The following is a 12392-nucleotide window of genomic DNA, read 5'->3' as shown; positions in this document are numbered from 1 at the left end:
ATGACAAACCCACTTGCCCAGCTAGCCGAAAACGGCGTCAGTATCTGGCTAGATGATCTTTCCCGCTCACGCATCGTCTCAGGTGGCCTGAAAGATCTAATCGCTTCACGCTCTGTTTCGGGCGTAACCACCAATCCAACAATTTTTGCCGGTGCCCTAGCTAAGGGTGAGGGGTATCAGGCTCAAGTAGCCGAATTGGCTTCTGCCGGTGCCTCAGCAACAGAGGCTATTTTTGAGATTACAACCAAGGATGTCGCTGATGCCTGCGACATTTTTGCCGACGTTTACCATTCTTCTGCTGGATTCGACGGCCGCGTATCTATCGAGGTTGAACCTGGTTTGGCCTTTGACGCTGCCGGCACAATTGCGCAGGCTAAAGAATTGTTTGCCAAGGTAAACCGCGAGAATGTGATGATCAAGATTCCCGCCACTAAAGAAGGCTTGGCCGCCATCACCGCCGTAATCGCGGAAGGTATCAGCGTCAACGTGACCCTAATCTTCTCGCTGGCAAGATATCGCGAAGTTATCGCGGCCTACATCGAGGGTGTGAAACAGGCTCAGGCAAAAGGCCTCGACCTAAGCAAGATCCACTCAGTGGCTTCATTCTTCGTTTCTCGCGTTGACACAGAAATCGATAAGCAACTCGAGTCGGTCGGCCATCCAGAGTTGAAGAGCCAAGCCGCGTTGGCCAATGCCAGGTTGGCTTATGAAGTCTTCGAGCAAGAGTTTGCTTCTGCTGACTGGTCGGAATTGGCTGCTGCCGGTGCCAATGTGCAGCGTCCGTTGATGGCATCAACTGGTGTGAAGGACCCAAATCTGCCAGACACTCTATACGTCACCGAATTGGTTGCTCCCCAGCTGGTTAACACCATGCCTGAAAAAACAATGGAGGCCGTTTTCGACCACGGTGTTGTGCCAAACGCTTCAATCACCAATAACTACGAAAATGCTCGAGAAGTCCTAGCCGCTGTTGCCGCGGCTGGCGTTTCTCTAGATCAGGCCACTGACCTGCTCGAAAAAGAGGGCGTAGACAAATTCATCGTCTCGTGGAACGAATTGGTTCAAACCGTATCTACCGCGCTTGAAGGAGCCAAGTAATGCAGGTTATTGCCTCGGGTACTGCTGCAGCTGCAGTCGCAAATACGGTTGGTCAATTAGTTAACGACAAAGTTGCCAGTCGAATTGCGGCTAAAGATTTCACACTTTGGGGCAAAGAGGCCGAGGCCGAGTCATCGATTCGTCTGGGCTGGGTTGATTCTGCCGTGGTAGCCGATGACCTGGTTGAGTCAATTCTTCAGCTGAAGAAAGAATTCAATGCCAAGGGCGTCAATCGATTTGTTTTGTGCGGTATGGGCGGCTCTTCGCTGGCGCCGGAGGTAATCACTAGAACAGCGAATGTTGAATTGGTTGTTCTTGATTCAACCCATCCAGACCAAATTGGGGCGGCACTAGCCGGCGACCTGAACAAAACCGCGGTAATTGTTTCTTCAAAATCTGGTTCTACTGTTGAAACAGATTCGCAGAAACGCATTTTCGAAAAAGCATTCACCGATGCCGGAATCGACAAGGTCGACCGCATCGTTGTTGTCACCGATCCAGGCTCACCAATGGAAGCGGCGGCAAAGGCCGACGGCTATCGTATCTTCAATGCCGATCCAACCGTTGGTGGCCGTTACAGTGCCCTCACTGCATTTGGGTTGGTGCCATCCGGTCTTGCCGGCGCCGACATCAAATCATTAATTTCTGACGCTCAAGCGGCAGCCAAGATTTTGGCTGTTGACACGGAACAAAATCCGGGTCTAATTCTCGGTGCTGCACTCGCTCGCACATCCGGTGAGATGGGTTACCGCGACAAGATTGGAATCGTCGCCGATGGCACCGAGATTGTTGGTTTTGGTGACTGGGCTGAACAACTAATTGCTGAGTCAACCGGAAAGCAAGGAAAAGGTGTTCTACCGCTAGTTCTTACCCCAGAAAGCGCAGAACTTAGCTCTGGCTTGGCCGACTTGGTCGCCGTCTATGTTCAACAGGATGCCAAGGTTCCGGCTCTAGATGCAGTTGCTGTCTCGGGTTCACTCGGTGCTCAATTTTTGCTCTGGGAGTATGCAACTGTTGTAGCGAGTCGACTGATCGGGATCAACCCATTTGATCAACCAGACGTAGAATCGGCGAAAATTGCTGCCCGTGGAATGCTCGAATCGAGAGATGAGCAAGTTGCTGCCTTGTTTAGCGACAACGGTGTCGAGGTGCGGGCCACTGCCCTGTCTCTTGACGGAGTAAGTTCGGTTTCCGCGGCTGTAGCGGCATTCCTATCCACCCTCGATGATGACGAGGGCTATGTTTCGATTCACGCCTATCTCGACCGCACTTCAGTTCCTGAAGCAGCCGAATTGCGCGATGCCATCGCGAATCGCACTCGGCGTCCGGTAACTTTCGGTTGGGGCCCTAGGTTTCTGCACTCTACTGGTCAATATCACAAGGGTGGACCAAAGCAAGGTGTCTATTTGCAGTTGCTTTCAAGTGCAAAACAAGACATCGCTGTACCTGGACGAGACTTTACCTTTGGCGAACTAATTGCTTCGCAGGCAGCCGGTGACGCCAAGGTGCTTGGCTCACACTCGCTTCCTGTGCTCACCCTCACCCTGGCCGATGCTAAAGCAGCCATCGATATGCTGAAGTCCGTAATCTAAGGATCAAATGTCACCCGCCAAAATTGCCCCCGGCTTGAATCCCCTTAGGGATGCAGGAGACCGACGCCTTAATCGGATTGCCGGCCCTTCAGGACTGATTATCTTCGGTGTGACCGGAGACCTATCTCGCAAGAAGCTAATGCCAGCCGTTTATGATCTTGCCAATCGTGGTCTACTTCCACCAGGTTTTGCGTTGGTTGGTTTTGCCAGGCGCGAATGGGAGCACCAAGATTTCAGCAAGGTGGTCAAGGAAGCAGTTCAACAGTACGCGCGCACCCCATGGTCTGAAGATGTTTGGCAGCAGTTATCTACCGGTATTCGCTTTGTACAAGGTGAGTTCGATGATGATGCGGCATTCGATCGCCTGCGAGCAACAATCGAGGAATTAGACAGAGATCGCGGAACAAACGGAAATCACGCCTTCTACCTTTCGATTCCACCGAAATCGTTTGCTCAGGTTTGTCAACAGCTCAAGCGAAGCTCGCTGGCTGAACCAAAACAGGATCAGTTTCGCCGTGTAGTTATCGAGAAACCTTTCGGTCACGATTTGCAGTCTTCTCGCGAATTGAATGATGTAGTCGAGTCGGTTTTTCCTGCTGACGCTGTCTTCCGCATCGACCACTATTTGGGTAAAGAAACGGTTCAGAACATTCTGGCCCTGCGCTTCGCTAACCAGTTGTTTGAGCCGCTCTGGAACGCAAACTACATCGATCACGTGCAAATCACCATGGCTGAAGATATCGGTGTTGGCGGTCGTGCCGGCTACTACGACGGTATTGGTGCTGCCCGAGATGTGATTCAGAATCACCTTTTGCAGTTGCTGGCGCTAACCGCCATGGAAGAGCCGGTTTCGTTCGATGCAGCCGACCTAAGAGCAGAAAAAGAAAAGGTTCTGTCTGCGGTGCGGTTACCGAAAGACCTAGGAAAGTACACCGCTCGAGGTCAGTACTCTAGCGGCTGGCAGGGTGGCGAAAAAGTTCAAGGCTTCTTGCAAGAAGAAGGTATGAATCCCAAGTCGGTTTCAGAAACTTTTGCTGCCATGCGCCTAGACATCAACACCAGACGCTGGGCCGGTGTTCCTTTCTACTTGAGGGCCGGAAAGCGTCTAGGGCGTCGCGTAACCGAAATCGCAGTCGTTTTCAAACGTGCTCCACAGCAACTTTTCGCTGAAGAACAGACCAGCGCTCTGGGGCAAAATGCGTTGGTTATTCGAGTTCAGCCAGACGAGGGTGTAACCATTAGATTTGGTTCCAAGGTGCCGGGTGTTGGAATGCAAATTCGCGATGTGACCATGGACTTTGGCTACGGACACGCCTTTACTGAAGCAAGTCCTGAGGCTTACGAGCGTTTGATCCTTGATGTTCTATTGGGAGATCCGCCACTTTTCCCAAGGCACGAAGAAGTTGAGTTATCGTGGAAAATTCTTGATCCGATTATAAATTTTTGGGCTAAGCAAGGGCCACCGCAGCAGTATCGTCCCGGCACCTGGGGTCCAGAATCGGCACATCAGATGCTTGCCCAAGACGGCCGCGAGTGGAGAATCCCGTGATCATTGATCTTCCAAACACATCAGTCAGTAAAGTTTCCAAGTCGCTGATTCAATTGCGCGAACAGGGCGGAGCTGTTGCTCTCGGTCGAGTTCTAACTTTGATTATTGAAACTGACTTCAAAGGGATTGAAACCGCCATTCAAGCAGCCAATGACGCGTCACGCGAACACCCGTGTCGAATTATTGTTCTAGCTGATGACAACACCAAGAGCAAAAAAGATGCCCGACTCGATGCTCAAATTCGAGTTGGAGGTGATGCCGGGGCTTCCGAAGTCATCATCTTGCGAGCTTACGGTGAGGCAGCCAGCGACCCCGAAGGTTTGGTTACCGGTTTGCTTTTGCCTGATGCCCCGGTAGTGGTCTGGTGGCCAGGAGCCGCCCCCGAACATTTGGCAAAATCGCCCCTAGGTCGAATCGCGACCCGTCGAATTACCGACGCTGCTAATCAGAAAGATCCGTTCGCTTTTCTATGCCAGTTGGGGAAACATTACACTCCCGGTGATAGCGATTTCGCCTGGACCAGGCTGACTCTGTTACGTCAGCAACTGGCTACAATCTTGGACCAACCGCCCTACGATTCCATAATCGCGGCGGAGGTTACCGGAGCAATTGACTCCCCCTCGACAGACTTGTTGGCGGCATGGCTTGAACTAAAGCTCAAGGTGCAGGTTAAACAGATTCGAACACCGAGAGGCAAATCTGACAACGGCATTTACGCGGTTCGACTTATCCGTAAATCTGGCGACATCGAAATTGTTCGCAATCAACCGGATGTAGCCACACTCATTCAGCCGACTCAACCCACCCGCGATGTGGCCTTACCGAGAAGATCTCTGCGCGACTGCCTCAGTGAGGACATGCGTCGCTTGGATCCAGACGATCTGTTCGGAGTTGTCATCACCAAGCGATTCAACGCAAAAGCGGTTCGACCGAAGGTTACCAAGCGAACCTCAGGTCTGCCTAAAACCGCCGGTAAGTAAAGTCGGTAAACGCGAATGGTTAGGGTAACTCGATTTGCCGATTCGGCGGCCGTTGCCAAAGGCGCTGCCAACGAATTTGTTGCTCACCTCAAGAAAGTTCTGGCCGATAAGTCAGAAACCCACATTTTACTAACCGGTGGCACAGTCGGAATCGCAACCCTGGCTGCGATCGCCGAGACAGCTGAGGCTTCCTCAATCGATTGGCAGCGGGTTCATTTTTGGTGGGGTGACGAGCGTTTTGTTGATGCAGCTAGCGAAGATAGAAACGCCAACCAGGCTCGTAAAGCGTTGCTTGAAAAGATAAGTCTTGACCCAGCCAAAGTTCATGAATTTCCAGCCGCTGATAACTTTTCTTTAGCCGAGGCGCTGGCTAAATTCAGTTCACATGTAGAAGCGGTTAAGCCCGTTTTTGACCTAGCTTTCCTCGGAATTGGTCCGGATGGTCACGTGGCAAGTTTGTTTCCAGAAAAGCCGGAAATCCCAGCCGGCGAATGGGTGATGGCCGAGAGCAACTCCCCTAAGCCTCCACCCCAGCGTTTGAGTTTCACCTATGAGGCTCTAAATTCAGCTCGGGAAATTTGGTTTGTAGTAGCCGGAAGCGATAAAGCCAAAGCGGTCGAGGTTGCCTTTTCAGATCAACCTGAGCGTTTGCCTGTCGGCCGAGTACATGGTGAAGATGAGACCAGATGGTTTTTAGATAATGCGGCTGCAAGTTCAGTTTGGTCTAACTGACCTGAAGTACAGCTCAAAAATTACCCTGGCTGAAATTTTGTTGAGCCGGTTGCTTAGTTTTTATTTGCCTTTAGCAGCTTCAGCAAGTCTGATGCGTCGTTCGCGCACCGCAGAGACTGCCTCTTCAAGTAGCTGATCCGCTTCCTCTTGAGTGCGACGCTCTTTGACGTAAGCCAGGTGAGTCTTGTATGGCTCGTGCTTGGCGATGACTGGCGGGTTCTCTTTGTCTTGACCCGATGGCAGACCGCAATTTGGGCAGTCTAGCTGTTCTGGGATTTCGGCCGGGTCGACGTTGGCTGCAAATTGGGGTGACTGAACATGGCCATTAGCGCAGTAGTAACTAATTACTACTCTGTCTGCCTTGAAACCACGATCGGTTTCACCCATTGGACCAGCGCCGATGCGTGATCCTCGAATTGCTGAGCCTCCGTTAGACATTTAGTTCCTTAGCCAGCGAGGTTGAATCGGGTGAACAAACCAAGTGCGATAATCACAACAACCCAGATAAGCCCAAGGATGATGGTGATTCGGTTGAGGTTACGTTCAGCCACACCGGAGGTTTGCAAGCTTGAGGTGACGCCACCACCAAACATGTCGGACAGACCGCCACCGCGCCCTTTGTGCAGCAGGATGAGTAGGGTCAACAGAAGGCTGGTGATTGCCAGCATGATGTTGAGCGCAATTTGTAGAGCGGCCATGGTAAATCCTTTATTTGGGTTCTAGAAAATTATAGGCTGATGTGCTTCTGAAAGCGCACGATCCCCGCGAATTCTTCGGCATCGAGGCTGGCCCCTCCAACCAAAACACCATCAACCTCGGTGCTCTTTAGGAAGCCTGCAACATTAGCCGCTTTAACTGAACCGCCGTAAAGAATGCGCGTTGCAGCGGCAACTTCGGGCGAATGAGCGTCTGCGATTGCTTCACGAATTTTGGCGCAAACCTGAGCTGCTTCTTCGGGGGTTGCAACTTTTCCGGTGCCAATTGCCCAGACTGGCTCGTAGGCGATGACGAATTCACCGAGTTCAGCATGGTTTGCCAATGCAGCAAGGGTTTGTCTAACCGGAACTGCTGCAGCGCCCTCATTTTCAAGTTCTTCTAGTGTTTCACCGACACAGATCACCGGGATGAGTCCGTGCTTAAAGGCGGCTGCTGTCTTTGCTTGTACCACTTCGTCATTTTCGTTGTGGTAGCTGCGTCGTTCAGAGTGGCCAACCAAGACAAATTTGACGTCTAGCTTCTTTAGGAAAGAGCCGGCAATTTCACCGGTGAATGCTCCGCTTTCATGCTTAGAAAGGTCTTGGGCACCAAGCGAAAATTCGATTTTGTCTGCATCGATAAGTGTTTGCACACTTCGTAGGTCGGTGAATGGTGGGAAAACTGCGGTTTCAACGCTCTTGTAGTCGTGTCCAGCATCGTTAAGAGTCCAGGCAAGTTTCTGGACCAGAGCGATTGCCTGCTGGTGGTCAAGGTTCATTTTCCAGTTGCCGGCAATGAGGGGAAGACGATTAGACATTTGAATCCTTAAATTTGACGTTGATTAGCGCAGAGTTTCTAGACCCGGTAGCGACTTGCCCTCTAAAAATTCTAGGCTGGCTCCGCCTCCGGTTGAAATGTGGCCAAACTGGCTATCGGCGAAACCGAGAATGCGAACAGCTGCTGCCGAATCGCCGCCACCAACCACGCTCAGCCCAGCCACTTCGGTTAGGGCTTGGGCAACAGACTTGGTGCCGGCTGCAAATTTCTCAATTTCGAAAACGCCCATCGGCCCATTCCAGAAGACTGTTTTCGAGTTTTTGATCTCGTTGGCGAATAGTTGGGCCGACTCTGGGCCAATGTCTAGACCCAAGCCGGTTTCGCCGAATGGGCTTGACTCGATGGAGTCAGCAGCAGTCACAGCAATTTCGGCATCTGCGCCAAATTTTGATGCCACCAAAATGTCAGTCGGCAGAATGACTTCGACACCAAGTTCTTGAGCTCGCTGAAGGTAGTTTTTGCAGGTGTCGATTTGGTCTGCCTCTAACAAGCTTGAGCCTACTTTGAAGCCTTGGGCTGCCAAGAAAGTGAAGACCATTCCGCCGCCAACTAAAAGCTTGTCGACAGTTGGAAGAAGGTGGTCGATGACGCCCAACTTGTCGGAAACTTTAGACCCGCCAAGAACTACCGTGTAAGGCCGTTCTGGATTTTCAGTCAGTCTGGTTAGTACTTCGAGTTCTTTTTCGATGAGGAAGCCAGCTACACTCGGCAAAGCTTTAGCAAGTTCAAATACGCTGGCTTGTTTGCGGTGAACGACGCCGAAGCCGTCAGAAACAAACAAATCGCCCAGTTCAGCAAGCTTTGCGGCAAATTCAACTCGCTCGGCCTCATCTTTGCTTGTTTCTGCAGCGTTGAAGCGTAAGTTTTCGAGAACCACTACCCCACCGTTGTCTAGAGCAGCAACCGCACCGCGAGCCTGGATGCCCACCGTGTCGGCTGCAAAAAGCACTGGCTGGTTGAGTAATTCACTCAGGCGGTTGGCTACCGGTTCAAGCGAATACTTGAGGTTTCGCTCGCCATCGGGCCGACCCAGATGAGAAATAACCACTACGCGAGCACCCTGGTCCACCAAATACTTGATGGTTGGCACCGAAGCCACAATTCGTCCGTCATCGGTGATGTTGCCACCATCCAACGGAACATTAAGGTCGCAGCGGATGATGACCCGCTTACCGCTTAGCTTGGGCAGGTCAGCAATGGCGCGCATATTGGTTATTTCTCTATCTGGATTGTTAGTTACTTGAGTTTGCTGGCAACAAGTTCGGTTAGCTCAACCAAACGGTTTGAGTAACCCCACTCGTTGTCGTACCAAGATGAAATTTTAACTGTTCGACCGATTACCTTGATGAGGCCCGCATCAACAATTGATGAGTGTGGGTCGGTAACAATGTCAGATGAAACAATTGGATCCTCGGTGTACTTGAGGATTCCCTTCATCGGACCGGCGGCTGCCGCCTCTTTGTAGGCCTGCTTGATTTCGTCAACGGTGACATCAACTTTAGAAACCAAAGTCAGGTCGGTGATTGAACCGGTCGGGACTGGGACGCGAAGTGCGTAGCCGTCAAGCTTGCCCTTCAACTCTGGCAAAACTAGGCCGATGGCCTTTGCTGCTCCGGTTGACGAAGGCACGATGTTCAAAGCTGCTGCACGAGCGCGACGAAGGTCGCTGTGTGGGCCATCCTGTAGGTTCTGATCGGCGGTGTAGGCGTGAACTGTGGTCATCAGACCATTTTCAATACCGAATTTGTCGTTGAAGACCTTGGCAAAAGGTGCCAAGCAGTTGGTGGTGCATGACGCATTCGAAATGATGTGGTGCTTGTCGTTGTCGTAGAGGTCCTCGTTCACACCCAAAACGAATGTTGCGTCTTCACCTGTTGCCGGAGCTGAAATTAGAACCTTCTTGGCTCCAGCGGCGATGTGTGCCTTAGCTTTTTCGGCATCGGTGAAACGTCCGGTTGACTCGATAACGATGTCTACACCGAGTTCACCCCAACCAAGAGCGGCTGGATCGCGCTCGGCAAGAACCTTGATTACCTGACCACCAACGATGATGTTCTGGCCATCGACGCTTACCTCTTGAGGCAGGCGTCCGGTGATTGAGTCGTATTTCAATAGATGAGCCAGCGAGGCTGGGTCACTGAGGTCGTTTACCGCAACAATTTCAAGTTCGGTACCTTTAGCAAGGGCTGCACGAAGATAGTTGCGACCAATACGGCCGAAGCCGTTAATGCCAACACGAATTGCCATTTAGCACTCCAAATGCTTGGGCGCCCAAAAAATAACAAGGGCGCATGGTTTTCAAATGAATGTTTGCCACGCGCCCTTGGGTGAAAAACTGCTATCAGACTAGCAGCAGACCTTTAGTTTTTGTGCTTGCCTCAGCAAATCTTTGTTGCACGTCGGCCCAGTTGATGATGCTCCAGAATGCCTTGACGTAGTCGGCTTTTACGTTCTGGTAGTCGAGGTAGAAAGCGTGCTCCCACATGTCTAGCATCAGCAGAGGAATGGTGCTGACAACCACGTTTCCCTGCTGGTCATAAAGCTGCTCGATAATTAGGCGCTGACCGATCATGTCCCAGGCCAAAAATGCCCAGCCAGAACCCTGGATACCTAGGGCTGCTGCGTTAAAGTGCGCCTGGAAAGCCTCGAAGCTGCCGAAGAATTCGTCGATTGCAGCTGCGAGTTCACCTTCAGGTCGGTCCGAGTTGGTTGGCGCTAGGTTCTTCCAAAAAATGGAGTGATTGGTGTGACCGCCCAGGTGGAAGGCCAAATCTTTCTGCAAACGATTGATGTTGGCAAAATCAGATGCTGCGCGAGCTGCCTCGAGTGCCTCTAGAGCGCTGTTTGCACCGGCAACATAGGCTGCGTGGTGCTTAGAGTGGTGCAATTCCATGATGCGGGCTGAAATGCTTGGCTCAAGTGCCGAGTAGTCATATGAAAGTTCTGGAAGTACGTATTTGCTCATTTATTTCTCCGATTTCGTTCATCTAGGTAAGTTCTAAAAACCGAAAATTTATTCCGTTTAGTCGTCGATGTCGTCGGGTAGGAAAGCATCGGTGCCGGGAATACCCAGATCTTCAGCTCGCTTATCGGCCATTGCCAAAAGTCGACGAATTCGACCCGCGATTGCATCCTTGGTCATCGGCGGTTGGGCTAAGTGGCCCAATTCATCCAAACTTGCCTGCTTGTGCTGAAGTCGCAGCTGGCCGGCATAGCGAAGGTGCTCAGGAACCGTATCGCCAAGGATCTCTAGGGCACGTTCTACGCGCGCACCAGCGGCTACAGCAGCTTGAGCTGAGCGCCTAAGGTTGGCATCATCAAAATTGGCGAGTCGGTTAGCGGTGGCTCTGACCTCGCGACGCAGCCGCATCTCTTCCCATTTGAGAACCTGAGAATGGGCCCCCATCTGGGTTAGCATGGCGGCGATTGCCTCACCTTCGCGAACAACAACGCGGTAAACGCCGCGCACCTCACGTGCTTTGGCTACGACACCCAATCTGCGGGCAACACCGACAAGCGCCATTGCTGCTTCGTTTCCCGGAGCCGTAACCTCAAGCGCTGCACTGCGACCGGGGTCAGTTAGTGAACCGTGAGCCAAGAATGCACCGCGCCAGATGGCTTGCGCTTCTTGAATCGAACCGGAAACCAAATTTGCCGGAAGCCCACGCACCGGGCGGCCTCGTGGATCGAGTAGCCCGGTTTGACGGGCAAGCACTTCACCCTGCGGAATTACCCGCACCTGGTAACGGCTGGTACGTCTTATGCCGCCTGGAGAAATTACCGCGAGTTCGCTCTCAATTCCGAACAGTTCAGCTATGTCTTTCCTGATCCGGCGAGCCAGGGCCGCGGTATCCACCTCTACCTCGATAGCAACACGGCCGGAGATTAGATGGAGTCCCCCGGCAAATCGCAAAATAGTCGAAAGTTCGGCAACTCGGTTAGCCGACTTGTTGAGTTCGAGGCGAGCAAGTTCATCCTTGACATCTGCAGTAAGGGCCACGATCACTCCTTTCCTAAGTCTCGGTGCTTGATGCTTACCGAGATTTCACTCTGGTCTGAGAGCGCAGCGGCAATCTTTTTAGCGATCGCTACAGACCGGTGCTTACCTCCGGTGCAGCCAACGGCAATCGTCGCATAGCGCTTGTTTTCTTTCATATATCCGTTGAGCACAGGCTTGAGGGCAGCCAGGTAGTTTTCTAAAAATTCAGCGGCACCATCTTGTGACAGCACAAAGTCACTCACCGATTGGTCCTCGCCGGTAAACGGACGAAGATCCTCGTTCCAAAAAGGGTTTGGCAAGAACCTGGCGTCAGCTACTAAATCGGCATCGGTCGGCAAACCGTATTTGAACCCGAAAGACATAACTGTGATCTGAAGTTTTCGACGACCTTCGAAGGCAAAACTTTCCTGAATTTTGGTAGCCAACTGGTGCACATTCAGGTCTGAGGTGTCAATAATGACGTCGGCCGACTCGCGCAGCCCCAGCAGGCGCCGGCGTTCCTCAGCGATTCCGTCCAAGATGGTGCCATTACCTTGAAGCGGATGAGGCCGCCTGACCGACTCGAATCGCTTGACCAAAGCCGAATCAGTTGCCTCAAGGAATAGCAGAGTTTGCTCTACCGATCGAGAGCGAACAGAATTTAGGTTTTCTTGAAGGTCGGCAAAGAACTCTCCACCACGAACGTCAATCACGACGGCAAGTTTTGGCAGCGGAGCTTTGGCTAACCGAAATAAATCGGCAACCGGCCCAAGCATTTGTGGTGGAAGATTGTCGACAACATACCAACCCAAATCTTCGAGGGCATTGCCGACGGTTGACCGCCCGGCACCGGACATACCGGTAACGATGAGCAATTGAGGCTTTCGATCAGCGTCCACTTTACCCCCTAACGGCGTGTCGCCAGTATT

At 52.1% G+C, this 12392-nt stretch carries 13 protein-coding genes; 5 read left to right on the top strand and 8 right to left on the bottom strand.

Annotation, left to right across the window (positions count from 1 at the left end; translation table 11 throughout):
* The 5 genes from tal to pgl are packed head-to-tail and all read left to right on the top strand — an operon-like array spanning nt 1 to nt 5951.
* Nucleotides 1-1098, top strand: coding sequence for a transaldolase (tal, locus tag A4Z71_RS03785; RefSeq protein WP_070954611.1), 1098 nt, complete (start codon nt 1-3; stop codon nt 1096-1098).
* Nucleotides 1098-2690, top strand: a complete 1593-nt coding sequence (locus A4Z71_RS03780; RefSeq protein ID WP_070954610.1) for a glucose-6-phosphate isomerase — start codon at nt 1098-1100, stop codon at nt 2688-2690. The genes tal and A4Z71_RS03780 overlap by 1 nt, the downstream gene beginning before the upstream one ends.
* 7 nt (nt 2691-2697) lie before the next feature.
* A complete protein-coding gene (zwf, locus tag A4Z71_RS03775) occupies nt 2698-4239 on the top strand; it encodes a glucose-6-phosphate dehydrogenase (protein ID WP_070954609.1) in 1542 nt (513 codons plus the stop codon).
* A complete protein-coding gene (locus tag A4Z71_RS03770; protein WP_070954608.1) occupies nt 4236-5219 on the top strand; it encodes a glucose-6-phosphate dehydrogenase assembly protein OpcA in 984 nt (327 codons plus the stop codon). The genes zwf and A4Z71_RS03770 overlap by 4 nt, the downstream gene beginning before the upstream one ends.
* 15 nt (nt 5220-5234) lie before the next feature.
* Nucleotides 5235-5951 carry a 6-phosphogluconolactonase gene (gene pgl / locus A4Z71_RS03765; protein WP_070954607.1) on the top strand — a complete coding sequence of 239 codons (717 nt, stop codon included), beginning with the start codon at nt 5235-5237 and terminating at the stop codon, nt 5949-5951.
* Between the two features lie 60 nt (nt 5952-6011).
* On the opposite strand, the gene A4Z71_RS03760 is transcribed toward pgl, so the two are convergent.
* The 8 genes from A4Z71_RS03760 to rapZ form a co-directional block, all read right to left on the bottom strand.
* Nucleotides 6012-6389, bottom strand: coding sequence for an RNA polymerase-binding protein RbpA (locus tag A4Z71_RS03760; protein WP_070954606.1), 378 nt, complete (start codon nt 6387-6389; stop codon nt 6012-6014).
* An 8-nt stretch (nt 6390-6397) separates the two neighbouring features.
* On the bottom strand, nt 6398-6649 hold the full coding sequence (gene secG / locus A4Z71_RS03755) for a preprotein translocase subunit SecG (protein WP_070954605.1): 252 nt from the start codon (nt 6647-6649) through the stop codon (nt 6398-6400).
* A gap of 29 nt (nt 6650-6678) precedes the next feature.
* Nucleotides 6679-7464 carry a triose-phosphate isomerase gene (gene tpiA, locus A4Z71_RS03750; RefSeq protein WP_070954604.1) on the bottom strand — a complete coding sequence of 262 codons (786 nt, stop codon included), beginning with the start codon at nt 7462-7464 and terminating at the stop codon, nt 6679-6681.
* A gap of 24 nt (nt 7465-7488) precedes the next feature.
* Nucleotides 7489-8691 (bottom strand): phosphoglycerate kinase, encoded by a 1203-nt coding sequence (locus A4Z71_RS03745; protein WP_070954603.1) that lies wholly within the window; start codon nt 8689-8691, stop codon nt 7489-7491.
* A 29-nt stretch (nt 8692-8720) separates the two neighbouring features.
* Nucleotides 8721-9731, bottom strand: a complete 1011-nt coding sequence (gene gap, locus A4Z71_RS03740) for a type I glyceraldehyde-3-phosphate dehydrogenase (RefSeq protein ID WP_070954602.1) — start codon at nt 9729-9731, stop codon at nt 8721-8723.
* 94 nt (nt 9732-9825) lie between these two features.
* Nucleotides 9826-10449: a superoxide dismutase gene (locus tag A4Z71_RS03735; protein ID WP_070954601.1), complete on the bottom strand. Its 624-nt coding sequence runs from the start codon at nt 10447-10449 to the stop codon at nt 9826-9828.
* 57 nt (nt 10450-10506) lie between these two features.
* Nucleotides 10507-11484: a DNA-binding protein WhiA gene (gene whiA / locus A4Z71_RS03730; RefSeq protein ID WP_070954600.1), complete on the bottom strand. Its 978-nt coding sequence runs from the start codon at nt 11482-11484 to the stop codon at nt 10507-10509.
* Between the two features lie 2 nt (nt 11485-11486).
* The gene (rapZ, locus tag A4Z71_RS03725) at nt 11487-12362 is read right to left on the bottom strand and encodes an RNase adapter RapZ (RefSeq protein ID WP_070954599.1); all 876 of its coding nucleotides are present in this window, start codon (nt 12360-12362) and stop codon (nt 11487-11489) included.
* Between the last annotated feature and the right edge of the window lie 30 nt (nt 12363-12392).

It is taken from the genome of Candidatus Rhodoluna planktonica (genome assembly GCF_001854225.1).
Taxonomy (GTDB): Bacteria; Actinomycetota; Actinomycetes; order Actinomycetales; family Microbacteriaceae; genus Rhodoluna; species Rhodoluna planktonica.
This window is presented reverse-complemented; position numbering and strand designations above follow the sequence as displayed.